At 36.8% G+C, this 25,605-nt stretch carries 28 protein-coding genes; 25 read left to right on the forward strand and 3 right to left on the reverse strand.

Annotated elements, in window-relative coordinates; genetic code table 11:
* Window positions 1–393: 393 nt before the first annotated feature.
* The 3 genes from nagA (at window position 394) to ACQKNZ_RS01135 (ending at window position 3,474) form a co-directional block, all read left to right on the forward strand.
* Window positions 394–1,560 (forward strand): N-acetylglucosamine-6-phosphate deacetylase, encoded by a 1,167-nt coding sequence (nagA, locus tag ACQKNZ_RS01125; RefSeq protein WP_427657590.1) that lies wholly within the window; start codon window positions 394–396, stop codon window positions 1,558–1,560.
* 10 nt (window positions 1,561–1,570) lie between these two features.
* Window positions 1,571–2,278 (forward strand): glucosamine-6-phosphate deaminase, encoded by a 708-nt coding sequence (gene nagB, locus ACQKNZ_RS01130; RefSeq protein ID WP_427658882.1) that lies wholly within the window; start codon window positions 1,571–1,573, stop codon window positions 2,276–2,278.
* Window positions 2,279–2,472: 194 nt separating this feature from the next.
* Window positions 2,473–3,474 (forward strand): YeiH family protein, encoded by a 1,002-nt coding sequence (locus tag ACQKNZ_RS01135; RefSeq protein WP_427657592.1) that lies wholly within the window; start codon window positions 2,473–2,475, stop codon window positions 3,472–3,474.
* A 69-nt stretch (window positions 3,475–3,543) separates the two neighbouring features.
* On the opposite strand, the gene ACQKNZ_RS01140 is transcribed toward ACQKNZ_RS01135, so the two are convergent.
* Window positions 3,544–4,173 carry an alpha/beta hydrolase gene (locus ACQKNZ_RS01140; protein WP_340844032.1) on the reverse strand — a complete coding sequence of 210 codons (630 nt, stop codon included), beginning with the start codon at window positions 4,171–4,173 and terminating at the stop codon, window positions 3,544–3,546.
* Between the two features lie 151 nt (window positions 4,174–4,324).
* Here ACQKNZ_RS01140 and ACQKNZ_RS01145 point away from each other — a divergent pair, with 151 nt between their 5' ends.
* Both ACQKNZ_RS01145 and ACQKNZ_RS01150 read left to right on the forward strand, forming a co-directional pair.
* Window positions 4,325–5,587, forward strand: a complete 1,263-nt coding sequence (locus ACQKNZ_RS01145; RefSeq protein ID WP_427657594.1) for a cytochrome P450 — start codon at window positions 4,325–4,327, stop codon at window positions 5,585–5,587.
* A 10-nt stretch (window positions 5,588–5,597) separates the two neighbouring features.
* Window positions 5,598–5,831, forward strand: a complete 234-nt coding sequence (locus ACQKNZ_RS01150; RefSeq protein WP_151111572.1) for a hypothetical protein — start codon at window positions 5,598–5,600, stop codon at window positions 5,829–5,831.
* Window positions 5,832–5,942: 111 nt separating this feature from the next.
* Here the strand turns inward: ACQKNZ_RS01150 and ACQKNZ_RS01155 are convergent, their stop codons facing one another.
* Window positions 5,943–6,860, reverse strand: a complete 918-nt coding sequence (locus ACQKNZ_RS01155; protein WP_144538461.1) for a DMT family transporter — start codon at window positions 6,858–6,860, stop codon at window positions 5,943–5,945.
* 292 nt (window positions 6,861–7,152) lie between these two features.
* On the opposite strand from ACQKNZ_RS01155, the gene ACQKNZ_RS01160 reads away from it, so the two are divergent.
* The 10 genes from ACQKNZ_RS01160 to ACQKNZ_RS01205 all read left to right on the forward strand — a co-directional run bounded on the left by ACQKNZ_RS01160 (window position 7,153) and on the right by ACQKNZ_RS01205 (window position 13,705).
* Window positions 7,153–7,413: a metal-sensitive transcriptional regulator gene (locus tag ACQKNZ_RS01160; protein ID WP_144538462.1), complete on the forward strand. Its 261-nt coding sequence runs from the start codon at window positions 7,153–7,155 to the stop codon at window positions 7,411–7,413.
* Between the two features lie 55 nt (window positions 7,414–7,468).
* On the forward strand, window positions 7,469–7,945 hold the full coding sequence (locus tag ACQKNZ_RS01165; RefSeq protein WP_144538463.1) for a DsrE/DsrF/DrsH-like family protein: 477 nt from the start codon (window positions 7,469–7,471) through the stop codon (window positions 7,943–7,945).
* 11 nt (window positions 7,946–7,956) lie between these two features.
* A complete protein-coding gene (locus ACQKNZ_RS01170; RefSeq protein WP_144538464.1) occupies window positions 7,957–8,298 on the forward strand; it encodes a rhodanese-like domain-containing protein in 342 nt (113 codons plus the stop codon).
* 15 nt (window positions 8,299–8,313) lie between these two features.
* Window positions 8,314–8,610, forward strand: a complete 297-nt coding sequence (locus ACQKNZ_RS01175) for a rhodanese-like domain-containing protein (RefSeq protein ID WP_144538465.1) — start codon at window positions 8,314–8,316, stop codon at window positions 8,608–8,610.
* Between the two features lie 51 nt (window positions 8,611–8,661).
* Entirely contained in the window at window positions 8,662–9,225 is a 564-nt protein-coding gene (locus ACQKNZ_RS01180) for a sulfurtransferase TusA family protein (protein ID WP_144538466.1), read from the forward strand.
* Window positions 9,226–9,236: 11 nt separating this feature from the next.
* Window positions 9,237–9,632: a DsrE/DsrF/DrsH-like family protein gene (locus ACQKNZ_RS01185; RefSeq protein WP_144538467.1), complete on the forward strand. Its 396-nt coding sequence runs from the start codon at window positions 9,237–9,239 to the stop codon at window positions 9,630–9,632.
* 58 nt (window positions 9,633–9,690) lie between these two features.
* Window positions 9,691–10,818, forward strand: a complete 1,128-nt coding sequence (locus tag ACQKNZ_RS01190; RefSeq protein ID WP_427657599.1) for an MBL fold metallo-hydrolase — start codon at window positions 9,691–9,693, stop codon at window positions 10,816–10,818.
* 42 nt (window positions 10,819–10,860) lie between these two features.
* On the forward strand, window positions 10,861–11,088 hold the full coding sequence (locus tag ACQKNZ_RS01195; RefSeq protein ID WP_144538469.1) for a sulfurtransferase TusA family protein: 228 nt from the start codon (window positions 10,861–10,863) through the stop codon (window positions 11,086–11,088).
* 100 nt (window positions 11,089–11,188) lie between these two features.
* Window positions 11,189–11,965, forward strand: a complete 777-nt coding sequence (locus ACQKNZ_RS01200) for a sulfite exporter TauE/SafE family protein (RefSeq protein WP_144538470.1) — start codon at window positions 11,189–11,191, stop codon at window positions 11,963–11,965.
* 510 nt (window positions 11,966–12,475) lie between these two features.
* Entirely contained in the window at window positions 12,476–13,705 is a 1,230-nt protein-coding gene (locus ACQKNZ_RS01205; RefSeq protein WP_340862420.1) for a sugar ABC transporter substrate-binding protein, read from the forward strand.
* A 22-nt stretch (window positions 13,706–13,727) separates the two neighbouring features.
* Here the strand turns inward: ACQKNZ_RS01205 and ACQKNZ_RS01210 are convergent, their stop codons facing one another.
* Window positions 13,728–14,390 carry a YesL family protein gene (locus tag ACQKNZ_RS01210; RefSeq protein ID WP_427657602.1) on the reverse strand — a complete coding sequence of 221 codons (663 nt, stop codon included), beginning with the start codon at window positions 14,388–14,390 and terminating at the stop codon, window positions 13,728–13,730.
* A gap of 661 nt (window positions 14,391–15,051) precedes the next feature.
* Here ACQKNZ_RS01210 and ACQKNZ_RS01215 point away from each other — a divergent pair.
* The 10 genes from ACQKNZ_RS01215 to ACQKNZ_RS01260 all read left to right on the forward strand — a co-directional run bounded on the left by ACQKNZ_RS01215 (window position 15,052) and on the right by ACQKNZ_RS01260 (window position 25,602).
* Window positions 15,052–16,329, forward strand: coding sequence for an ABC transporter substrate-binding protein (locus ACQKNZ_RS01215; protein ID WP_427657604.1), 1,278 nt, complete (start codon window positions 15,052–15,054; stop codon window positions 16,327–16,329).
* Window positions 16,330–16,447: 118 nt separating this feature from the next.
* Window positions 16,448–17,344: a carbohydrate ABC transporter permease gene (locus tag ACQKNZ_RS01220; RefSeq protein ID WP_427658884.1), complete on the forward strand. Its 897-nt coding sequence runs from the start codon at window positions 16,448–16,450 to the stop codon at window positions 17,342–17,344.
* Window positions 17,345–17,361: 17 nt separating this feature from the next.
* Window positions 17,362–18,165 (forward strand): carbohydrate ABC transporter permease, encoded by an 804-nt coding sequence (locus tag ACQKNZ_RS01225; RefSeq protein ID WP_144538474.1) that lies wholly within the window; start codon window positions 17,362–17,364, stop codon window positions 18,163–18,165.
* Window positions 18,166–18,207: 42 nt separating this feature from the next.
* Window positions 18,208–19,209 (forward strand): zinc-binding alcohol dehydrogenase, encoded by a 1,002-nt coding sequence (locus tag ACQKNZ_RS01230; protein WP_340862422.1) that lies wholly within the window; start codon window positions 18,208–18,210, stop codon window positions 19,207–19,209.
* A 32-nt stretch (window positions 19,210–19,241) separates the two neighbouring features.
* Window positions 19,242–20,294 carry a Gfo/Idh/MocA family protein gene (locus tag ACQKNZ_RS01235; protein ID WP_144538476.1) on the forward strand — a complete coding sequence of 351 codons (1,053 nt, stop codon included), beginning with the start codon at window positions 19,242–19,244 and terminating at the stop codon, window positions 20,292–20,294.
* 35 nt (window positions 20,295–20,329) lie between these two features.
* Window positions 20,330–21,304, forward strand: coding sequence for an acetylxylan esterase (locus ACQKNZ_RS01240; protein ID WP_144538477.1), 975 nt, complete (start codon window positions 20,330–20,332; stop codon window positions 21,302–21,304).
* An 18-nt stretch (window positions 21,305–21,322) separates the two neighbouring features.
* Window positions 21,323–22,165, forward strand: coding sequence for a sugar phosphate isomerase/epimerase family protein (locus tag ACQKNZ_RS01245; RefSeq protein ID WP_340862423.1), 843 nt, complete (start codon window positions 21,323–21,325; stop codon window positions 22,163–22,165).
* Window positions 22,166–22,179: 14 nt separating this feature from the next.
* Window positions 22,180–22,866 carry a hypothetical protein gene (locus tag ACQKNZ_RS01250; RefSeq protein ID WP_144538479.1) on the forward strand — a complete coding sequence of 229 codons (687 nt, stop codon included), beginning with the start codon at window positions 22,180–22,182 and terminating at the stop codon, window positions 22,864–22,866.
* On the forward strand, window positions 22,863–23,837 hold the full coding sequence (locus tag ACQKNZ_RS01255) for a Gfo/Idh/MocA family oxidoreductase (RefSeq protein WP_340862424.1): 975 nt from the start codon (window positions 22,863–22,865) through the stop codon (window positions 23,835–23,837). Before ACQKNZ_RS01250 ends, ACQKNZ_RS01255 begins: the two co-directional genes overlap by 4 nt.
* 103 nt (window positions 23,838–23,940) lie before the next feature.
* The gene (locus tag ACQKNZ_RS01260; RefSeq protein ID WP_427657608.1) at window positions 23,941–25,602 is read left to right on the forward strand and encodes an alpha-glucuronidase family glycosyl hydrolase; all 1,662 of its coding nucleotides are present in this window, start codon (window positions 23,941–23,943) and stop codon (window positions 25,600–25,602) included.
* Window positions 25,603–25,605 lie beyond the last annotated feature (3 nt).

The raw sequence follows: 25,605 nt of genomic DNA on the forward strand, positions 1-25,605 counted from the left end.
TTTTTCTATATCATACATTAAAACTTTGATGAAACAATTATTTTTAATGAATATTTTATAATTTTGAGTAATATGAGCTAATTTCATATATAGCACTTTACTATTAAAATCCCAACATTTTTACACTGTTTCTTTTAGCTGCAAACGGCGACTCCAGTGAGCTTATCGTCCCCAACGGAGAGGGTCTTCTAAATAGGAAATCAATCATACCTTGTATTACCTTCCAGTGGCTCGTCTTTTTTAATCATGAAATGGATTCATACAAATATGGATTAGAAGATCTTATTTAAATAAAGCTCTGAAGATATATTAATCTTTCGTTATATATTGTATGATTATTTAGAAATATATAATTTTTTAGTGGTCAAAATATTCAATGGAAAGGTGTTTCTAATGAGTAACTATCTTATTCAAAACGTTCAGATTTGCGCAGAAGATGGCCGATTGATTGATGGAGATATTTTAATAATGAACGAAAAGATTGCTTGTATATCTGAGGGTAAAATAGAAGGATATGAGGGAGCTATACTGGACGGGAGGGGTTACGTGGCAATGCCTGGCTTTATTGATATTCATATCCATGGAGCAGTGGGGGCGGACTTTATGGACGGAGAGATAGATGCAACAGAACGAATATCCGCGTACTTACCCCAAGAAGGCACGACATCTTTTTTAGCAACAACTATTACTCATTCTCAGGAACGTATACAGCAATCGGTAGATGTGAACACAAGCTTCTTAAAAAAGTCTAATAAGGAACAGGGTGCAGAAATGCTTGGCTTCCATTTGGAAGGGCCATTTATTCACCCGGAGCAGGCAGGAGCTCAGCCTATTCAGCATATACAAAAACCATCTGTTTCATTGTTGAAAACCTGGTTTGGAGAACAGGTTGCTCAATTAAAAGTTGTCACACTAGCCCCGGAACTTGACGAAGAATTTAAGATGCTTCAATTTTTACAAGAACAGGGGGTGATTTCTTCCGCAGGACATTCAAAGGCTTCTTATTTGGAGGTTAATGACGCGGTGCAAAATGGTTTATCCCATTTAACCCATTTTACTAATGCGATGACAGGTCTTCATCACCGAGAAATAGGCATGGTGGGAGCAGGCTTCATGAATGACTCGCTTTTCTGTGAGATAATCGCTGATGGCATCCACCTCTCCGATGATATGCTCCAATTAGTAATGAAGGTAATTGGCACTGATAGAATCATCCTCATAACAGATTCCATGAGAGCGAAGGGACTTCCCGATGGAATCTATACACTTGGTGATCAAAAAGTTAAGGTAGTTGATCGTACTGCCACCTTGGAAAATGGAACTCTAGCTGGAAGTGTGCTTAAAATGAATGAAGGTATGAGAAGGATTCAAAGTTTAACTAATCTACCTTTACATGAGCTAGTGAAAATAACGTCGACAAACGCAGCAAAGAGATTAGGGATAGATAATCGAAAAGGAAGTCTTGCAGTTGGAAAAGATGCGGACATTGTATTGCTAAACGATTCCTTTGAGGTTCAATACACTTTTTGTAGAGGAAGGCTGAGTTATTCTAATGGTTAAAGCAAATAATATAAAATGGATAAAAGTAAATACATATGATGAAATGAGCAAAATGGCAGCCGCTATTTTTGAGAAGCAGTTAATTGAAAAGCCGCAAAGTGTGTTAGGGATGGCTACAGGAGGAACCCCAGAAGGATTTTACAAAGAACTAGTCCAATGCTACATGAAGGGCGATATTTCCTTTGCGGAGGTAAATACCTTTAACTTGGATGAATATGTGGGAATTGCAGAGGAGGAGGCTACTAGCTACCATAATTATATGTATGAGCACCTATTTAAGCATATTAATATTCCGCGACAAAATGTTCATCTTCCGAATGGCTTAGCAGAGGATTTGGAGAAGGAATGTGCCTATTATGATAAGTTAATTGAGCAGAATGGTGGTATTGATCTTCAGTTGTTAGGGATTGGGGTAAATGGTCATATCGGGTTTAACGAGCCTGGTACTTCTTTTCAAACAAGAACCCATATTGTGGAGCTTGCTGAGAAAACAAGGCAGGATAATGCCAAATATTTTCCTGAAGAAAAAGAAGTTCCCAAGCTTGCAATTACCATGGGGATTGAAACTATTATGGAAGCTAAGCGAATTATTCTCTTGGCTTTTGGCGAAAATAAAACTGAAACTCTTAAGCGTATCCAGCAAGAAGGTATTTCAGTGGAATTTCCAGCTAGCTGTCTAAAGGATCATCGTGATGTGACGATTATTTACGGTAGTTAAAAAAGCATATACTAAATCCTCCCTCTTACAAGTTGGAGGATTTTTTAGTTTCCAATTATTTAGGGAGTCAGGTATCTACTAAGTACTTAATAGCTTTTTTTCATTTTACTTACGATAATAAAAGTCTTATTCTAAAGTTTAGTATAAAGAAAACTAACGCTTTTTATTTAAAAGCTTAGTAGCGAGGGATAGATATGAAAAAAATTGCTCGAATTTTACCAGGGTTGTTCTTATGTATGATCATTGCGGTTATAGCAAGGTTTATCGGGGAGTTATTTCCTGCTTTGGGAAGTGGACTGTTTGCTATTTTAATCGGTATTTTAATTGGGAATTTGAAAATTAGTTCGTCTCCAAGATGGTCTGCTGGAGTGAAATTTTCTGAAAGTAACCTCTTGTATTACTCCATCGTTTTATTGGGTGCGACTTTAACTTTCCAAACAATCATGGAAATGGGAGTGTCAGGGCTTTCTTTTATCGTTATTCAAATGTCTTTAACCATCATTTTTGTTGTCTGGCTTGGTAAAAAGCTAAGATTTGGAGAAGACTTCTCCTTACTAATGGCTAGTGGTAATGCTGTATGTGGGTCCTCGGCCATTGCTGCGACAGGGCCAGCAATCCAGGCCAAATCCTCTGATATTGCTTTATCTGTGACATTGGTTAACCTTCTTGGGTCTGTTCTAATGATTTTTTTGCCAGTAATCACAAATCTTGTTTTTTCTAATGCTGTGATATCATCTGCTGCTCTCATAGGAGGTACGCTACAATCGGTAGGACAAGTAGTTGCGAGTGGGAGTATTGTTGGAGAAGAGGTAAAGGACCAAGCAGCGGTATTTAAGATAAGTCGAATTATTTTTTTAGTCGCAGTAGTTTTTGTGTTAAAGCAGATTAAATTCAGAAAACAGGAAAGTAAGGTAGCGACGAAAGATAAGTTTAGCTTTGGTAAAATTATTCCTTGGTATGTGGCAGGATTCCTTCTACTATGCTGTATTAATAGTTTATTGCAGCCATCTGCTACCATTACTAATCCTATAAAAGAGCTAGGAGGATATTTAGAAATTATCGCACTAGCAGGGATAGGGATGGGGGTAAAGATAAAAGAACTTATAAAGTCGGGATGGAATTTAACTATATATGCTGGAGGAGTAGGGGTATTCCAAATTTCTGTGGCTTTAATTTTAATATTGCTTTTATTGTAGATGTTATATAAAAATGCTCTAAGTTGATTATTAGCAAATCAGCTTAGAGCATTTTTCATAGAAATTTTCTTATAGTTCTTTTATAAAAGTAACGATATCACGCTGATTTTCAGGAATAACACCATGACCGTCTTCGTATGTTTTAAACGTCACATTAGCTCCTTGTTCCTCAAAGTACTCTTTGCTCTCTGCTCCCCATTGAGATGGAATGACATAATCATAATCCCCATGAGATATGAAAACGTTCAAATGTTCAATAGGATGCTTTCTGTATTCCTCTTTAACGAAATCGGGTAAATAACCACTTAAAGCAACTACTCCATTAATAACATTACCCATAGTAAAAGCTAAAGTTTGAGCCAATACAGCTCCTTGGCTGAAACCTAATAAATTTATTTTGTTTTGATCCAGATTATATTCTTCTATGGCCTCTGCGATGAATTGGTGCAGATAAGTCACGACCTTATCAAAAACCTCTCTATGTGGTTTTCCCGCTTCTTCAATAGTAAAAAATGCATATCCAGGACTAAACACGATGGGTCCACGCAAACTAAATATATGATGGCTTCCTTCGAATTCTTTTACAAGCTGGAGCAGATCCTCTTCGTTACTACCCATACCATGCAGTAAAAATAGAGATGGTTGGTTGGGAGTGATAGTTTTAGGTGGTAAGTATTTGTATGTAAAAGGTGATTTCATAATGGTTTCTTCCCTTCTGGAGACTGTACATTTATTTTAGCATACCAACCTTATATCTTTTAAAACATTAGTGTTAGCCCCTTGCTAGTTTTAATCAGATTAAAAAGGGAAAAGTAAACCAACAATAGTAGCTAATAAGGAGATGGTTGAAATGACGAATTCAAGTCAAATGCCAAAAGAAGAGGGTTTGGATCATAGCCTCACATTATTACGGGAAGGATATATGTACTTGGCTAATAGGCGGAAGAGTTTCGCCTCTAATATTTTTGAAACTCGTCTCCTAGGACAAAAGGCAATATGTTTGGGTGGAGAGGAAGCATCAAAACTTTTTTATGACAATGACAAATTTATGAGGAATGGAGCTGCACCAAAGAGACTTCAAAAAACGTTATTTGGTGAGGGGGGAGTTCAAACTTTAGACGAGGAAGAGCATAGAAACCGAAAAGGTATGTTCATGTCTATAATGACACCTTCACATTTGGAGCACTTAAAAAGTCTGACTCATAAGAATTGGGATTTAAAGGGTAGCGAATGGGAGCAAAAAGAACAGATTAATTTATACGATGAATCCAGAGAGTTATTATGCCAACTAGCATGTGAATGGGCAGGCGTTCCTTTAAATGAGGGTGAACTTAAAAAGCGGACGGAGCAACTGACTAAATTATTTGAATCTGCGTCTGCGTTAGGTCCCGAACATTGGATGGGAAGGCATGCAAGGAAGGAATTAGAGGATTGGGTTGGAGAAATGGTGGAGCAAGTTAGAAATAAGGAGTTATCACCACGGGAAGGCTCTGCCTTGTATAACTTTTCAATTCATAGGGATATAGATGGTAAACTTTTGGACAAAGAAATCGTTGCTGTGGAAGTACTGAATATTATCAGGCCAATTGTAGCAATTTCCGTCTATATTACCTTCACTGGATTAGCTGTTCATCAATATCCAGAAAATAAATCAAGACTTTTAAAGAATGAAGAACAATTCCAACAAATGTTTGTCCAAGAGGTACGTCGCTTTTATCCATTCTTTCCAATGGCTGTTGCAAGAGTGAAGAAGGATTTTATATGGAACAATTTTCAATTTGAAAAGGGTACGTTAACGCTATTGGACTTATATGGTACCAACCATGACCCAAACCTATGGGATAATCCTGAAGTTTTTAATCCTGAACGTTTCGAGGGGTGGGATGAGAGTCCATTTAGCTTTATTCCACAAGGCGGAGGTGACTTCAATATGGGACATCGCTGTGCTGGAGAATGGGTAACCATTGAAGTAATGAAGGTGAGTCTTCAATATCTTTCAAATAAACTTGATTATGAAATTCCAAATCAAGATTTAAGTTATAGTATGGTGAGTATACCTAGTCTCCCACATAGCAAATTTATCATGGCTAAGGTAAGAAGCAAGCCGCAATAGGAGAACAAATATGAAAGAATTTAAAGTAACCTACTTTTTTGATGAAAACCACTACATTAGGAGGTTTATACACTTAGATTCTCAAGAAGAAGCTGAGGACCTTATCCAAAGTGAGAGAGACCAATATATTTCCTTTCGAGATAGTAGAGGAATTTACCATGAGTTAAATACAGAGGATGTCCGAGTAGTCCAAATATCTGAATACCATCGTGTAGATAAAACTAAAAAAAAGGTACCTAAGTGAATTTTCAGTCACTAGGTACCTTTTTAAAAGACAAGAAGCAAAGATTTGTCTAGCGCCTTGCCCCTCGAGAAAAGGTAGCGTTAGCCGAAGAACTACCTACTCACTTGCCAATCATGTATGAGACTTGACCAACTTTTTTTGTTGTAGGGATAGCCGTTGTTTTTTTCCATAAAGGTTGACGAACAACAAGCTGCTAATAGCAATTACTCCTCCAACAATAGAGAGAGGAGATGGAAGCTCGTGAAGCCAAATCCAAGTGATGACTATAGCTACAACCGGCTCAGCGTATAATGTATTTGAAACAGAGCTTGCATTACTTTGAGATAAAGCTATTGCCCATGTGAGGTAGGCAAGTGCGGTAGGGAATATTCCTATATAAATAGCCGATAAATTAGCTTCATTTGTTGCACTTTGGAGTGTATCAAACAGTCCTGGAGCAAAAAATAGAAAAGGCAAAGTACCTGTCCATGTAAAATAAGCAGTAAGTTCAATAGCGCTATACTTTTTAAATAAAGGCTTTTGGTAAACGAAAAAAATAGAAGTTGCAATAGCTGCTATTAAAACTAGGAATACTCCTGGAGAGATGTCAAAGGAAGAATCCCCAGTTCCAAAAGCAATAAGAATAATTCCGATAAAGCCGAAAGCTAAACCAACCCATCCTACCTTACCTAAACGTTCCTTTAAAATAATTACAGCCATCACAGTGGTAACGATTGGCGCAGAACCAATTAACATGCCTGCAGTCCCTGCAGAAATAGTCATCTGTCCAAAAGTGACGCATATATGATACAAACTAATACCAATCCAGCCTAAGATTATTATTTTCCACCCATCCTGTTTTTCGGGTAGTTTAAATTTACTTCCTGGCCAGAGTGCAATGAGTAAAAATATAAGCGAGGCAATCAAAAAACGGAATAATGCCAAATGACCGGGAGGATAACCTCCGTTTAAGCTGGCGCTAATTGCTGCAAAAGAAGATCCCCAAATTGCTACAGTCAAAATCGCCAGTAAAAAAGCTTTCGTATTCATCTATAGTTCACCTTACCTTTAGATTAAGTGTGTTAAAGTAAGTAAAAATATTTTAATATAACTAGTGAATCTTACAACATATATGTAAATTAAACAATCCATCTTTTTTTTGATTAAAAATAAATAATTAATTTATCAACTAGTGTTTAGTACACATACCTTTTTGCAGATATATAAAGGAAATTATCACTAAGGGACAAAATTACTTTTTTATATTGGTTGACAAAATACCTAGAGGGGTATAATATAACGGTTATAACATTCATCAAATTTTCAGAAGGAGGTGTGCTTGTTGGCATACGATGCAAAAACTATTAATCGTATTAAACGAATGGAAGGCCAGCTTCGTGGAATATTACGGATGATGGAGGAGGGCAAGGACTGCAAGGAAGTCGTTACCCAGCTTTCAGCAGTTCGCTCTGCAGCAGATCGTACAATTGGTGTAATTGTTAGTAACAATCTTTTAGAATGTGTGCAAGAAGCAGAAGGAAATAAAGATAAAATGAATTCTGTTATTCAAGAGGCAATGAATTTGGTTGTAAAGAGCCGATAGTCCGGCTTTTTTATTTAAATAAAATAATACCCCGGCAGGTATGAAGGAGATTGAGATGGAAAAGAAAAGAACTACGATAGTTTTATTCAGTGGTGATTATGATAAGGCGATGGCAGCATACATTATTGCAAACGGTGCAGCAGCTTACGATCATGAGGTTACAATATTTCACACATTTTGGGGAATAAATGCGCTACGTAAACAACAGCATATTGAGGTTAAAAAAGGATTTTTAGAAAAAATGTTTGGCAAAATGATGCCGAGGGGAGCAGAGCAGCTTGGACTATCTAAAATGCAGATGGCTGGTATGGGACCTAAAATGATTAAGCATGTCATGAAAAAGCATAATGCACTTTCTTTAACTCAGTTAATAGAGATGGCACAGGAGCAAGATATAAAATTAGTTTCTTGTACTATGACGATGGATTTGCTGGGCTTACAACAAGAAGAATTACTCGATGGTGTTCAGTATGCGGGAGTAGCAGCGTACTTGGCTGACGCTGAAGATGGCACTGTAAATCTATTTATATAGGAGAGAGACAAATGGAATGGATATTTGTTGCATTAGTAGTAGTATTTTTTGCATGGAAGATGTTGCCTGCAAAGGGTATTAAAAATATTACTACTACAGAGCTGAAAAATATATTAAATGACAAAGATAAATTCTTCATAGATGTGAGGACTCCAGCTGAATATAAAGGGAGAAACATTCGACAGTTTAAAAATATCCCATTGGGATCTAAATTGGATGAGCTACCGAAGGATAAAGAGATTGTAGTGATTTGTCAAAGTGGTATGCGTAGTAGTAATGCGTGTAAACAATTAAAAAAAATAGGCTATGATCGTGTCACAAATGTCCGTGGTGGCATGAGTGCATGGAGATAAGAGGAGGAAGTTTAAATGAAAGAGATAACAGCAAAAGAATTAGAACAAAAACTAGTAAAGGGTGAGAAAGTAAATTTAATTGACGTGCGAGAAGTAGATGAAGTGGAGCAAGGAGCAATACCAGGGATTATTCACATCCCACTAGGTCTGTTAGAATTTCGTATGAATGAGCTCTCGAAAAAAGATTCCTACGTTATTGTATGCCGATCTGGAGGTAGAAGTGGACGTGCCACACAGTTTTTAGATAGCCAAGGCTATGATGTTACAAATATGACTGGTGGAATGTTAGCTTGGGAAGGTGAAATAAACTAAAAAAATTTTTTCTAAAATATAATACCCTATTAGGTATGGAGGAGAGTATAAATGAGTTTAAAAGCAGATGTTCAATTAGATGCAAAAGGTTTGGCTTGTCCAATGCCTATAGTAAAGACAAAAAAGGTCATGGCTGGTTTAGAAGATGGTCAAATTTTAGAAGTTTCAGCTACGGACAAGGGCTCTAAGGCAGATCTTGCCGCGTGGTCTAAAACAGTGGGGCATCAATACATTGGAACAATTGAAGATGGGGATGTACTAAAGCATTACATTCGTAAATGTTCAAATGAGGCTATGGAAGAAAATCAGCATCAAGAAATCATTGCCTTGGATGAACTAATAGCAAAAGTGGCAGATGGAGGAACAATTTTAGATGTTCGCGAGACTGCTGAGTTTGCTTTTGGACACATAGATGGAGCTAAGTCTATTCCAATGGGCGAGTTAGAAGAAAGAATGGATGAACTTGATAAAGACTTGCCGGTTTATGTGATATGTAGAACAGGCAAGCGAAGCGATCTTGCAGCACAAACACTAGTGCAAAATGGATTTGCAAAAGTTTGGAATGTCATACCAGGTATGACAGAGTGGAGCGGAAGCGTTAAAAAAACAATTTAGGAGGAAAAATGATGACAAACAAAGTAGCAATCATAGCAAGTAATGGTGGACTTTTTGATGCATATAAAGTGTTCAATATAGCAACAGCTGCAGCAGCAACAGAAAAAGAGGTAGCAATATTTTTTACGTTCGAAGGGTTGAATTTAATCCATAAACAAGGAATGCAGGCATTACCAATGCCTGAAGGCAGAGAGAGCCTAGCGGAAGGGTTTAAAAACGCGAATATACCTAATATTCCTCAACTGGTGGAAATGTCGCAGGAATTAGGGGTTAAATTTATTGCTTGTCAAATGACTATGGATGTAATGGGATTAACAAAGGAGGATTTTGTTAATGGTATCGAAGTGGGAGGAGCAGTGACGTTTCTAGAATTTGCAAAAGACGCGTCTCCGACATTGACTTTCTAACCGTACAAAATGCTTAAAAATTTTTAACGAAAATAATACCTATGGGGGTAATTTGGACATGACAGTAACTAAATGGACAGCAGATATAATTGCAAAAAAAGTAATTAATAATGAAAATCTATTCATTTTAGATGTACGTAACACGGATGCATTTGCTGATTGGAAAATAGAAGGACATAAATTTAAATACTTAAATATACCTTATTTTGAATTACTGGATGGTGTAGAAGAAATTCTACCTCAAATACCTGCTGACAAAGATATTTTAGTCGTATGTGCGAAGGAAGGGTCGTCCATTATGGTAGCAGAAATGCTTTCAGATGCAGGACGTGACGCTGCTTATCTACAAGGTGGGATGAAGGCATGGAGTGAATACCTCGAGCCAATTAAAGTGGGTGACCTACAGGATGGAGGCGAACTATACCAATTTGTTCGTTTAGGAAAAGGCTGCTTATCTTATATGGTTATCTCTAATGGGGAAGCGGCAATTATAGATGCTACTCGCATGGCTGATGTATTTATCAATTTCGCAGCAAGTAAAAAAGCAAAGATTACACATATTTTTGATACGCATTTACATGCAGACCATATTTCTGGTGGCCGTCAAATTGCTGCGCAGACAGGTGCTACTTATTACTTGCCACCAAAGGACGCAGTAGAAGTCGTATTTGACTACACACCGTTAGTAGATGATGAAAAAGTGGAAATTGGTCATACAACTATTGCTATCCAAGCAATTTATTCACCAGGGCATACAATAGGATCTACTTCTTTTATTGTAGATAACAAGTTTTTATTAACAGGTGATATCTTATTTATTGATTCCATAGGACGCCCAGATTTAGCTGGTCTGGCAGAAGACTGGGTTGGAGATTTAAGAGAAACATTGTATACACGCTATCGCGAGCTTTCTGATGATTTAATCGTTCTACCAGCTCACTTCATGATAATTGATGAATTAAATGTAGATGGAACTGTTGCGAAAAGATTAGGAGATTTGTTTTTAGAAAACCATGGTTTAAATATTGAGGATGAAAATAAATTCCGTAGCATTGTTACTGATAATCTTCCTCCACAACCTAATGCCTATCAAGAAATCCGTCAAGTCAATATGGGGAAAATAACGCCGACCTCAGAAGAACAAACAGAAATGGAAATAGGTCCAAACCGTTGTGCTGTACGCTAATTAGTCTAAAGAAAAACTATTTACTAAAAGGAGAAATGAAAAATGAATTCAACAAAAGTATTAGATGCAAAAGGTTTAGCTTGTCCAATGCCGATCGTTCGTACTAAAAAGGCAATGGATACAATTGAGTCCGGTGAAATATTAGAAGTACATGTAACCGATAAAGGAGCTTTGGCAGATATTCCTGCCTGGGCTTCATCTGGAGGTCACACTATTTTAGAGCAATTAGAGGAAGCTGGAGTTCTAAAGTTTTGGATTCAAAAAGCATAAGTGGATAGGGGGACCCTAGAGTGGTCCCCTTTTTTCATAAATAAGGAAACAAAAGCTGTTTTCAAAGTTTGTCTGTCTTTTCTTAAAAGGAGGAATAAATATGGATATACCTTGGATCATTACAATTTTTCTTATAGGATTTGTCGGTTCATATGTGTCTGGTATGCTAGGCATTGGGGGATCAATCATTAAATACCCGATGCTATTATATATACCAGTCATGTTCGGATTTACAGCATTTACATCACATGAGGTATCAGGGATTAGCGCAGTACAGGTGCTCTTTGCCTCTATAGCGGGTGTATGGGCTTACCGTAAAGGTGGATATTTAAATAAGTCACTTATTATTTATATGGGTGGAGCTATTTTAATAGGTAGTTTTGTAGGTAGCTTCGGTTCAAAGGGATTAACCGAGGAGACAGTTAACATTGTGTATGGCATTTTAGCGTTAATAGCGGCAGTCATGATGTTTGTACCAAAAAAACAGGTGGATGATAAGCCTTTAAATGAAGTCACCTTTAACAAGTTTTTAGCAGCTATTTTAGCTTTTATAGTAGGAATTGGATCGGGAATTGTAGGGGCAGCAGGTGGATTTCTGTTAGTGCCAATTATGCTAGTAGTATTAAAAATACCAACACGAATGACAATTGCTACAAGCTTAGCAATTACTTTTATATCTTCTATTGGTGCGACAATAGGTAAAGTATCAACGGGACAGGTTGAATATTATCCTGCAGTTATTATGATTGTAGCTAGTTTAATAGCAGCACCACTTGGAGCCAAAGCAGGCAAGAGTATGAATACGAAAGTTTTACAGTTCATACTTGCATTACTCATTTTAGGAACTGCCATTAAAATTTGGTTGGATATTTTATAGGATTATAAAGAAGTATCATTATTAATGATGTTGCAAACTATAGACAAATTCAAAGAAATTTGAAACTGTCTATAGTCTTTTTTCGTTTCAGGCGCTACGCTTTCTACGTGGATGGTTACACCCTTCTCCCTCCATGCAGAGACAGATGATAAACGATTTGTTTAAGAGCGATTGTTAGACTCGGAAAAGGCCATTGATACCCTCGATGTGAAACTCTTGGGTTATTTTTCCACGCTCTTAATTCATTCACAATAATGTCGTTTTATTTAATATGGGGAATTACAGACCATTTCTAGACATTGTTTCTTTCTAGTCAATCATATACTATTAGGTCACTATTTGATTTAGAATCTGTAATTTTTGTTAATATATACCTTAGTGTAATTTGTATTATTGCTTACTATCCTTGAGAACAGTCGGATGAAAATGAAAGGAGGAATTTGAGAAGGTTGGTTTTTATGAAAATAAAAAAATGTAATCTGAATACAAATAGTTAGGAGGGAAAGTGAAATGAAAAAGTTATTTTCTTTGTTTCTATTCTGTACTTTATTACTAGTTGCTTGTAATGATGATTCTGAAACGTCTGGTTCTAATGACAAAGGGGAAATAACCGTTTGGGCTCATCCATACACTGACAATCAAGAAAAAGAAGGAGAAATGTGGAAAGAGTTAATTGCTTCATATGAGGAGACTTCCGGTGTGAAAGTTAATTTTGAACAAATCCCTTGGGCTAATCGCGATCAAAAAATTTTGACTGCTCTTGCTGCCAATAATGGACCCGATGTGTTTTACGCCATTCCCGATCAGATGCCTCAATATGCTGAAGCAGGGATGCTCGTAGATCTAAGCCCTTATTTGGAAGACAATGATATGGACGATTTTGTAGAAAGCTCTTTAATCCCTACTAAATGGAAGGGGAAAATGTACGGTGTACCAATTCTTCAATCTGTCGAGACCTTTATGTACAATGTGGATGTAGTGAAAGCGATTGGAGAAGACCCTTCAAAGCTTCCTACCACTTGGGAAGAGTTTGAAAAATGGGCTGCTAAAGCTAAAGAAAAAGGTTATTATGCCTCTAGCTTTCAAGGCGGAGGTTCAATGAATGGGACACTTTACCCTTATCTATGGCAAGCAGGCGGTGAAATTCTTACAGAAGATAACAAAGTGTTGATTAATAACGAAAACGGAGTAGAGGCATTTGAATTTATCAATAAAATATATAACAACGGTTACATTCCAAAGGACTCTATTACTGCTTTAGATCATGATGCATTATGGGATAGCGGTAAGCTGCTGTCTATTCAAGGGGCAGGGAAATCAGTTAGTAGAATGCTAGAAAAAGAGACGTTTGACTTTGTGATAGCACCGCCATTAAAAAATAAAAAACAGGCTACTTATGGTACTACTGGGATGTTTGTTGTGCCAGTTAATTCAGATAATAAAGATGCTGCTGCAGAGTTTATAAAGGTAATCACCAATGCAGAAAATCAAAGGAAGTTTAATAGAGAAACCCAATTCATTCCTACTAGAGAATCGGCAAAGGATATTTACGATGATCAAAAATATTTAGCACAATTGGCATCTTACACTCAATTTACACAGTCAGGGGTCATTCATCCGGAAGGGCGAAACATTATGCCTTTAATACAAGCGGAACTACAAACAATGTTAGAAGGCAAGAAAACTCCTAAAGAAGCTGCAGATGCAGCAGCCAAGGCAATTGAAGAAAAATTAAAATAAAGAAAAAGAGAGCTTAATCTTATTAATAGATTGAGCTCTCTTTAGTTAGAGAAGGGACTTCCTCAAACTTAGTACTATCATTCAAAGAGATAGAATCTGCGTTTCTGTTCTTTTCTTGTCTTTTCTCGATTCTTCTGAAGGCTCTAAAGCTCAACAAGGTTATGACGTAGGCAAGTAGGCTTCCAGAGAAAAGCGGGATTGCCCCAGGCAAAAATGTAAGAAAAAAATACATAGTAACTGTGCTTGCTAAAATGCCTAAAAGCTCTAATGGAGAGGTAATAGCTATGAGTAAGGATTGCTTTATGTACTCAAAGTACTTTAAGTCAAAATGAACATAAACAGGAAAGAAAAACGATAAAATAAGAATACTAGAGAGAAGAATAAAAAATAGAATTGGTATTAAAAAAGTAAATTGGCCATCATTTAACAGAATAAATTGAAAGTCAAAAACTAGAAAATAACCCACGAGAACAAAAATTAAGGCGTAGCCATTTGCCTTCCAAAAATCCTTTTTAAAAAATCTCCAATACGTAGGGAAAATTTTAATCGATTCATAGTTCTCTTTGTTTAGCAGTTTTCTAATAGTACTAAACAAAGCGATAGTAGAAGGAAATAAACCAAAAGCCCCTAACCCTACAATGCTAAAAAAAATCCATAAAAAATTTAAATAGATCAGTGAAAGCATCCTATAGGCGATGTTATTAAAGCTATCCCAATTCAGAATATATCACGCCTTTCAATTCTCAAATTTAAAAGTTTAATATTAAATTGAGTTAATTTCGTAAATAGTTCTTTACCAATTAAACACGAAGATTCCTAATATATTGATTGTAGCGACAGGTGCGGCGACTCCTGCGGGATGAGTGAAACAGATAAGCCATCGCAAACGATGCGTAACCGACGGTGAAGGCTTATATCATAGTTCGATTGTTCGTGTTTTTTAAAAAAACAGGAATTATGAAATTGATTTAATTTTACTAAATAAAACATTTTATCAATTAAAGACTATTTATAGACATTGTCTCTTTATTACTAATCATATAAGATTAATTAAAAGTTAATTAATAATTTAGTAATTTCAGTATATTAAAAGGCGATTAAAAAGTAAATATTTAAAAAAATTTATAATTTTGCTATGACAGCGCTTACTATTTTACGGAATAAGAAGTAGAACTTTTTATTGAGTATTTTTCTAGTTAAGTGATTAGCTCCATTTGCTAGAGACAAAGGCGCTGGCTACGTTCCTTATTAAAAAGATTGGCTTATTTGAAGGGAGGTAGTCTTTTAAAAACAGCTAGTTGTCAGCTCTAAGAGAAAACCGTTATAAATGGGAAGGGGTAAATGAAATGAAAAAGCTGTGCTTCTTTTTATTGTTATTAATATTTAGTGCTCTAATGGTAGCTTGTAGTGAGGAAGATGCTTCGGATGCGGGTGAAAAGATAGAAACTTCTGGAAAAGCAGGAAATAAAGAAGATGGTTTCTCAGGGGAAATAACAGTTTGGGCACACCCTTTTACAGGTGACCAGGAAGTAGAAGGTAAGATGTGGAAGGAAATAATTAGTTCTTATGAAGAAACTACTGGAGTGAAAGTGAACTTTGAACAAATACCTTGGGCGAATCGTGATCAAAAAGTGCTGACTGCTTTAGCAGCTAATAATGGGCCAGATGTATTCTATGCTATTCCTGACCAAATGCCGCAATATGCCGAAGCGGGGATGTTATTGGATCTTAATCCATATTTAAAAGATAATGACATGGAAGATTTTGTGGAGAGTGCATTAGTTTCAACTACTTGGAAGGATAAGGTATATGGATTACCAATTCTTCAGGAAGCATATACATTCCTATATAACGTGGACATCATTAAAGAAATTGGAGAAGACCCATCAAAGCTTCCAGCAACTTGGGCAGAATTTGAAAAATGGGCTGAAAAAGCAAAAGAAAAAGGATATTATGCATCTAGCTTCCAAGGCGGTGGTTCTATGAATGGAACGTTGTATCCATATCTATGGCAAGCAGGTGGAGAAGTGCTTACAGCTGACAATGAAGTAATGATTAACAGCGATGCTGGAGTAGAAGCCTTCGAATTTATCAACAAAATGTATAAAAATGAGTGGATTCCAAAGGATTCTATTACTGCATTAGAGCACGACGCTTTATGGGATAGCAGTAAAATGCTTTCTGTTCAAGGATCTGGGGCATCAATTAGCCGTATGTTAAGTAAAGATACATTTGAATTTGTTATTGCACCTCCATTAAAGAACAAAAAACAAGTTACTTATGGAACTACTGGTATGTTCGTAGTACCTATTAACTCAGAAAATCCAGATGCAGCAGCTGAATTTGTAAAAATTATGACGAGTGCAGAAAACCAACGTAAATTTAATCAGTTTACTCAGTACATTCCAACACGTGAATCTGCAAAGGATATCTTTGGAGAACAGAAGTATCTTGCGCAGCTAGCAACTTATACTGAGTTTGCAATGCCGGGGGTTATACATCCAGAGGGACGTAACATCATGCCGTTAATCCAAGCGGAGCTTCAAACAATGATGGAAGGCAAGAAAACTCCAAAAGAGGCAGCGGATGCGGCAGCTGAAGCGATTAAAGGAAAAGTAAAATAAATCTAATAGAGAGTTTGATCTAAAACAGATCAAGCTCTCTATTGATTAATTTACATAAGAAAGGGTGTTTACACTGGTAAATACATTAGGTAAGCCTTTAGTGTCCAAGAAAAGCGGGATGACTCTTCGGGCAAGATTAAAAAGACAATGGGATCTTAATGCGATCGTCTATATTTTTCTTATCCCCATATTAATACATTTTGCTATTTTCCAAGTGTATCCATTTCTTTTGAGCTTCTATTTGACTTTTATGGATTGGAAGGTAATTGGAGATCCAGAATTTGTAGGTCTTAAACATTGGGAATATTTTTTAAGCGATAAGCTCGCATGGAAAGCCATATGGAACACAGTAAAATTCTCCGTATATTATATAGTACCAACAATGGCTGTAGGACTGATACTTGCTTTAATTATTAATTCAGGAGTAAAGATGGCCGGATTTTTTAAAGGGATATTTTTCTTGCCGGTTGTTACCTCTTTTGTAATTATTGCCGGTATATGGGGTTGGTTATTTAGAGGAACAGAAGAAGGGATGATTAACTATCTAATAGGCTTAATAGGCATTGAGCCTCAATTATTTTTATCTGATTCTAGCCAGGCTTTACCAGTGTTAGCAGCACTAAGCGTTTTTAAAGTAGCAGGCAGCACAATGATTTATTATTTTGCAGGACTTCAATCAATAGATAAGGGTTTATATGAAGCTGCCAAAATGGATGGGGCATCCACTACTAAAATCTTTTGGAAGGTAACTTTTCCTTTATTGAAGCCTATACACTTTTATGTTGCCATTACGACAACCATTGGCTCTTTCCAAATCTTTGACTCTGCCTACCTATTAACAGGTGGCGGTCCAAATTATGCAACGACGACGATTGTTTATTACTTATACAATCAAGGCTTTACTAGCTTAAATTTAAGCTACGCAGCAGTACTTTCCTATGTGTTATTCTTCATCATCCTAATGATCTCTCTTTTACAAAGAAGGTTCTTAGGGAAAGAATCTAATCTCTATTAGAAGGGAGATGAAAAACTATGAAAAAGGTTATTTCCTACATTGCTTTGTTATTGTTAGGGTTTTGTTTTCTCATGCCCTTTATCATTATGATTTTAGGCTCCTTTAAAAATGTAGAGTATGCCCAGCTAGATCCACTTTTTTGGATACCGGATGAACCAACTCTAAAAAACTATTTATATATTATGAGGGACGGTCTATTTGTCAGATGGATTTTCAACTCCATAGTTATCACAGTTATCCCGGTAGCTAGTCAGATGATTTTCTGTGCAATTTTAGGATATATTTTTGCGAAGAAAAAATTCTTCGGGAGAGAATTTATATTTTGGGTATTTATGGGGGTTATTATGATTCCTCAGCAATTGCTAATCATTCCAAAATATATTATGTTCTCCGATTTTGGATGGATCAACACCTATTGGGCACTCATTGTTCCTGAGCTTTGGGGAATCATGGGAGTATTCCTAGTAAGACAGTTTTTACAGGGAATACCAAATGATTTAGAAGAGGCTGCCTATATAGACGGAGCAAATGATTTACAAATATTCTTTAAAGTTATTTTGCCACTTTCTATTCCAGTAGTGGCTACTGTAGGAACATTTGCCTTTATATCAAACTGGAACGATTTATTTCAACCACTAATTTATTTAACGCAGGAAAAAATGTTCCCAGTAACACTAGGATTGGCGTCCATGCTAGGGAAGGAAGGTAACTTTGGAATAGAAATGGCTGGTTCAGCAGTTTCCTTTATACCAACCTTTCTTATTTTCCTGTTTTTTCAACGATATTTCACAGAAGGAATACAAATGTCAGGTTTGAAATAATGAAGCCTAACTGAATAGGTTTTGAAGTAAGGAGTGAGTGAAGTGAAGTCAGTTATTGCTAAAGATCAAAAGGTTTTTATAGAGGACAGACCCAAAATGGATATTATGCCTTCCTTTCTTTTGATTAAGACGTTGTACAGTGCGATTTCTCCAGGAACGGAGCTAAGCTTAATAACAGCAAGCAATGAAAGAGAGATTTCCTTAGGCTATAGCGCAGTTGGTATTGTGGAGGAATGCGGTGATGGTATAACCGGCTTTCAAAAAGGAGATATAGTCGCTTGCTATGGAGCACCTTACGTAGGACATTCCGAGTATCTATGTGTGCCAATGACCTTATGTGCGAAAGTGCCACAGGGGATGGATCCAAAAGAAGCATCTCTAGCTGGAATTGGAGCAATCGCTATTCATGCACTTCGAGTAGCTAAATTAGCCTTTGGAGAAATAGTAGTGATTGTTGGTCTTGGATTGTTAGGGCAAATGATTGCAAAGATTGCTCATGCTGCAGCTTACGATGTTATTGCTTTCGATACACAAGCAGAGCGAGGAGCTATGTTAACAGAAGAGTCAGGAATTACTTCCTTTTCTAAGCTAGACGAGATGGAAGAAGAGATTAAAAAGCACACTGCCAACAGAGGAACAGATGCTGTACTGCTTTGTACAGGCGGCAAGAGAACTACACTTACAGGACAAAGCTTAGAGTGGATACGCGGTCAAGGAAAAATAGTTATTGTAGGTGATGTCGAGCCGAATTTCCCTAGGGAATTAATGTTTGGAAAAGAGGCTCAAATTCTTATATCCAGGGCAGGGGGGCCAGGGAGATATGATCCTGTCTATGAGAAGCAAGCGGTGGACTATCCTTATGGATATGTAAGGTGGACAGAGGGAAGAAATGTAGCGGAATATTTAAGACTAGTAAAAGAAAAGCGTATTAAGATTGATTCATTTATAACAGAAGAAGTGAACATAGATCAGGCGCCAGCTGCATATAAAGATTTGATTAATAAGAAATCGAAAACGTTGACGAAGCTTATTAGTTTTCGATAAGTAGATTTTTATAAACTGAGAGGAGAGTTTTAATGTTAAAGGTTGGTGTAATTGGTGGAGGGTCAATTTCGCAATTTCATATTACCCCTTATATCCTACATAAACAGGTAGAACTAATAGCATTATGTGATCAAAATGAACAAAGGCTTACGGAGTGTGGACACCAATATGGGGTCACTCATTTGTATTCTAACTATAAAGAGTTATTAGCCAACAAAGATGTGGATGCTGTAAGTATTTGTACATGGAATAATACTCATGCTGAAATAGCTATTGCAGCAATGGAAGCTGGAAAACATGTGTTAGTTGAGAAACCATTATGTATGACGGTAGAAGAGGCTTTAGCAGTGGAAGCAGCAGCAGAAAAATCTGGAAAGGTTTTACTAGTCGGCTTTGTTAGAAGACATGGTGATAACACGAATCTCTTAAAAGAATTTATAGATCAAGATTATTTAGGAGAAATTTATTATGCAAAGGCTTCTTGTTTAAGAAGGTTAGGCAATCCAGGTGGCTGGTTTAGTGATAAGTCTAAATCTGGGGGAGGAGCTCTCATGGATTTGGGTGTTCATATGATTGATATATGCTGGTATATGATGGGGAAACCACGTCCGATTTCAGTTAGCGGCAATACCTACTCGAAATTAGGTAACCGCAGTAATATTAAGAATCTTTCCTTTTACAAGGCTGCTGATTATGATTCCTCTTTAAATAATGTAGAAGATTTAGCAAATGCATTGATTCGTTTTGAAAACGGTGCTTCCTTAGCTGTAGATGTGAGTTTTACGCTTCAGGCAAAGGAGGATCAACTGAGCGTGAAATTGTATGGAAACAAAGGTGGAGCTGAAATAGAACCAGAGCTGGTTATTGTAACAGAGCAGAACGATACGATTTTGAATATACTTCCTCAGGTTGACAATAAAAGCTTTGACTTCGCTGGATCCTTTACAAATGAAATTAATCATTTTGTAGAATGTTGCTTGGAAGGCAAATCTCCTGTTGCTCCTGTTGAAGACGGGGTAGAAGTAATGAAAATGTTAAATGCTATCTATGAGTCGGCTCAAACTGGTAAAGAAGTTTATTTGTGAGCATTTGGTTCAATTAGAGAAAGGGCTTGATAAATATGGGTAGACAAATCGCAGATTTCCCATTAAACCAACTTAAAGTATATCAACCAAAGCTTATTCACAAGCCGTCAGATTTTGGTGAATTTTGGGTCGAACAACAGCAACAAATAAATAGCTTACAGCCGAAGGTCTCAATCGATTGGAAGGAGTATGTGATTCCTACAATGGAGGTCGCGGATTTGTTGTTTGTAAGCTGGGATGGTACACCGTTAAAAGGGTGGGCCATAAAACCAAAGGGAGTAGATCAGTGTCCTGTAATGCTGAGTATTCATGGTTACACAGGTAGCCGCGGATTACCTTTGGATTACGTAAAGTGGGTTTCTATGGGCATTGCAGTTTATGCATTTGATGTCCGCGCACAAGGTAGTTCTCCGGACTATGCTAAATATAACAATGGGGGTAGGACACTGGGCTGGATGTTGAATGGTATTCATGAGCCTGAAAATTATTATTATACGAACGTGTATAAGGATCTTTTATTTCAGCTCAATTGGATAAGGTCGTCTGAAACTCCAATTGAGCCAACGAGGATTGGACTTCTTGGAAGTTCCCAAGGAGGAGGATTAGCTCTAGGTCTTGCAGGATTGGATCAAGGGGTAGAGCTAGTTGTTGCAGATTATCCATTCCTAGCAAACTTTGAGCGAGCAATAGAGATTTCTCAAGCAGGTCCTTATCTGGAGTTTGTGAATTATTTTAAGTATACAGATCCGCAATATGAAACCTATGAATCAGTAATGCAAACACTAGGCTATATAGATTGTGTCCACTTTTGTGATTCTATTATTTGCCCGACCTTAATATCTATTGGACTGGAGGATCCTGTTACCCCTCCCTCTACTGTCTTTGCAGCCTATAATCATTTACGAACATCAAATAAGGAAATTGAAATCTATCCTCAATACGCACATGAGGTAAATCCCTTTCATGAAGAAAAGAAACTAGAGTTTGTAAGAAAGAATTGGTTGGAGTGATAGATAGGGGGTCAGATGATGAAAATCAGTATAAGTATGTATAGTTTAGCTTCTACTCTTCGGCGAGAGAGTTGGAGAGTAACAGAATTTATTGAGTATGCAAAAACGATTTCCTTGGACGGGGTAGAGCTGTTAGATATTTACTGGCAAAACCCAGCAAATAAAGATGAAGAAATTAAGGAAATTGTCGAGAATTTACAACGAAACAATCTAGAAGTTTCAGCTTATGATATTACAAATAATTTCGTTCATCAAAAAAAGATTGAGCGAAAAGCTGAGGTCGAGAAGGTAATTGAGGGCATTCGTGTGGCCAAAGAATTGAATGCTAATACTGTTCGTGTTTTCTGTGGGGATATTAGAGAGGGTCTTATCTATGAAGAATGTTTTGATTGGATAATTGAAGGTTTAAAAGAAAGTGCAAAGATAGCAGAACAAGAAAAGATAGTCTTAGCTGTTGAGAACCATGGATTACTAGCAGGAAAAAGTCTACAGATTCATGAAATTCTTAGAGCAGTCAACAGTCCGTATGTGAAGTCAACCTTTGATACAGGTAACTTCTTATTAGTCCATGAAGAGCCTACGAAAGCATTTGATCGACTTAAGCAAGAAATTGCTCATGTTCATTTTAAGGATTTTAGAGAGAAGCACACTCATGAAAGCGTAAAAGGATTCCGTTCTACAGAAGGAAAAGAGTTAATTGGAGTTATCCCAGGAGATGGGAAAGTCGATCTTGCCTATATAGTAGAGGGGTTAAAAAAATATGGTTACCAGGATTGGCTCTCAATCGAGTATGAAGGTTTTGAGGATGCAAAAATGGCTAACGAGGAAGCTGTACGCCGTCTGAGAAAGCTGTTGAAATGAAGGAGTGAAACATTATGAGTGTTATTTTGAGTAGCTTTAACAATATAGAATTAGCGCAAGCAGATAAACTTCATTCTGTTGAACAACTAGTGATGATTAATAGTACAAAAAGTTCTTTTGTGATGGATGCGACAGAGTCAAATTTAACAGCCCTAGAAAAAAGAGGACATGAGTTTTATATTCCGTCAGACTTACTTAAGCATGTGAATGAGGATAGTAATGCTAAAGTATATTTTGACTTAGAGTGTCATCCATTTTATCAAAAGATAAAAGAAGTTATAGAAAAAGGTATTACATCAAACGGTGTGTTTCGTTTTCGAAGAATATCCAAAGGGAATAACCCTCAGCTTATAGCAGATGACCTTTACGTCCTGTCCTTATTATTTGGTGAACCTAAAGAGAAACACATAAAAAAGAGTAAGCTTGAGACTGTAATAAGTCATATTATTCTGATGATACGTTTTGAAAGTGGAGTCATGGCCCATGTGGAATTTACGTTTGCTAATGTTAATCGTATTGAATTGGAATGGAGTGGCATCAAACAGATAGTTGAATTTGATAGTGATGAGTTAAGGGGGCAATTACTCCCGCTACAATACTCTGCTAACGATTTAGTCTCCTCTGCTAAAAAGATAGATGCTGTGCTTATTGACAAAGTACGATATTATAAGAATTTCGTAGCTGGGGGTGCACTTATATGAAGGTAGGTATGATGAGTTTTGCTCATATGCATGCAAACAGTTATGCTGATGCACTAACAAAAATTAAAGATGTGCAGATTGTTGCTGTTTTTGATGATTTGGTGGAGAGAGGGCAAAAGGCAGCTGCTTTGTTTAATACAGAATATTATATGGATCAGGAATTATTTCTTTCCATAGAGATGGATGCAGTTATCATTTGTAGTGAAAATTTTCGCCATAAAGAGATGGTGATAAGTGCCGCAAAAGCAAAAAAGCATATTTTATGTGAAAAGCCTATCGCCATTAACATAGAAGATGCAAAGGAAATGATACAAGTTTGCCAAGAACAAGCCGTCATTCTGCAAGTAGCGTACCCAGTTAGATTTAGTTCTCCGATTCTGCATTTAAAAGGGATGATTGAAAAGGGAGAGTTAGGAGATATTATTTCTTTTCGTACGACTAACAGAGGACAAAACCCTGGTGGCTGGTTTATAGAGGAAGAAAAGGCTGGAGGGGGAGCAGTGCTTGATCATACTGTACATATGGTGGATATTATGCGTTGGTATTTAAAAGAGGAAATTACGGAAGTGTCTTCTATAGTTGACTCTTATTTTCATCATATTGAAATAGATGATGCTGGTTTACTGACGTTAGAGTTTGCAAACGGAGTAATAGCCTCTCATGATCCAAGTTGGTCAAGATTCTCGGAGTATCCTGCTTGGGGTGATGCAACAATAGAAGTTATTGGTACCAAACAAATTGTTAAGGTAGATGCCTTTAAAGAGCATTTCCGTATGTTTATTAGTGGAGAAAAGTCTCTTGAGCATGTTTTTTATGGAAATGACATGGACTTTGGATTAATACAGGACTTCGTTCAATGTGTTAAAGAGGGAAGAGAGCCATCGGTTACTGGCTATGATGGTTTAAAATCACTAGAGGTTGCCTTGGCCGCATATGAATCCAGCAAATTAAAACAACCAATAAAATTATAGAGTTTCAAAGGCGCATGTTTTCATCAACTAAGAGAAAATCATGTGCCTTTTACTGTAACTAAGAAGAAATATATTAACTATAAAGGGTAGTGAAGAGATGTGTTTGATTACTTATTTTGACGAACAAGAAACAATTCTATTTGCAGTAGGAGAGTTAAGGAGATTGTTAAGGAAGGCAGGTATAGAAAGTACCCTTCAATATAATGAAAAATTGAAAGAGAGCGCCCAAGATGAAAAACGAATTCTGTTAGTCACTAGAAAACAATATGAAGCTTTACTAAATGTGGACAAAGTAGCTATAAATTTAAAACTAGATGGCTTTGCCATAGTAAAACAAGGCTCAAATACATGGATTATTGGGGAGGAACCACGCTCTGTCTTGTATGGAATTTACAAGTACTGTGAAATATACATGGGATACAGATGGATTCATTTGAATCAAGAAGAATTAGTCCATGCATCGTTGAAAGAGGAAGTGGTACTTTCTATATTTGAACCGTCCTTTCAAAGAAGGGGAAATATTATTGAAACGATTGATGATCCAATGTTTATTAACTCATTAATTGATTGGGGAGTAAAAAATGGTCATAATGAATATTTTTTTACTTTCTTTTTATGGGAAAAAGTAAAAGCTTATGTCGCACCTACGTTACAAAAAAGAGGTGTGAAGGTGACGTTAGGTGGTCATTCCCTGCAATTTTTATTAAACGAGATAGAAATTAAGAGTGATAAACAAGAAAATCTTCAATTTATTACAAAAGACAAGGCAATACAGGAGCAGGTCATTCAAAAAATAGTAGACATTTGTAAAGAGAATGAAGTCATCTCAAGAATATCCTTGTGGCCAGAGGATGTTGGTATTGGTGAGAAAAACGGTAGAGACTTCATGTCCAGTTATATTTTGTTTACTGAAAATTTAAATAAATTATTAAAGAGTAGTGGCCAGTCAGTAGAGGTAGAGCATATAGTCTATAATGCTGGACTTTCGTGGAATATGCTAGAACGTGGTAATGACACTAATGTCTCGTCTGATGTTGATATTCTATTTGCGTACTGGGGTAGAAACTACGCCGATAGTATAAAATCTCAAGAGATTAATCAGCAAAGAGCTACCCATGCATTAAAGGATTGGAACGCACAAGTCATACAGAACGGTAGAAATCTAACCGTTTTAGAATATTATAGTGACCATTTCATGCTAAGCGAGTTATTCCCACCCCTAGCAAGAAGAATTGATGAAGACCTAAAGGATTATCAGCAGCAAAACATAACAGGAATGTTAAATCTGATTGTACCACCACATTTGAAAGAACATTCCTCGGAAATGGACAAAAGATATCCATGGAAGTGGGTCCAACATTTCAATAATTATATATATACGAAGCTTGCTTGGGGCGAGGAATTAGAACGAGCGTTAGACTTATATTTCCAAAGCTATCAGGATTCGAAGAAGTTCAAGCGGACGTTTCTATTGTTAGAAGAAATCATTGCACCTTACACTCAATGGAACATTCCGTTATTCCCGGCTAGAGTAGTAGACCCCGAGAAGGTTACAAATATCGTAGAGGTTCAGGAGATTTTAAACTATTTACAAAAGATAGGTCAGTTTTTTGACGAGTGGGATTTTACTGAGGTAGAGACGCTACTACCTATTTATTCAAAGGATAATAACCAATCATATAATTCTGAGGAAATGTCCAAATTCTACTTCTATTATGTAAAAACTATTGCAGAGAAAACTCTACAGGAATGGCTCGATAAATAAAAG

Origin of the sequence: Psychrobacillus sp. NPDC093200 (assembly GCF_050280345.1) — a bacterium.
GTDB classification, from domain to species: domain Bacteria; phylum Bacillota; class Bacilli; order Bacillales_A; family Planococcaceae; genus Psychrobacillus; species Psychrobacillus faecigallinarum.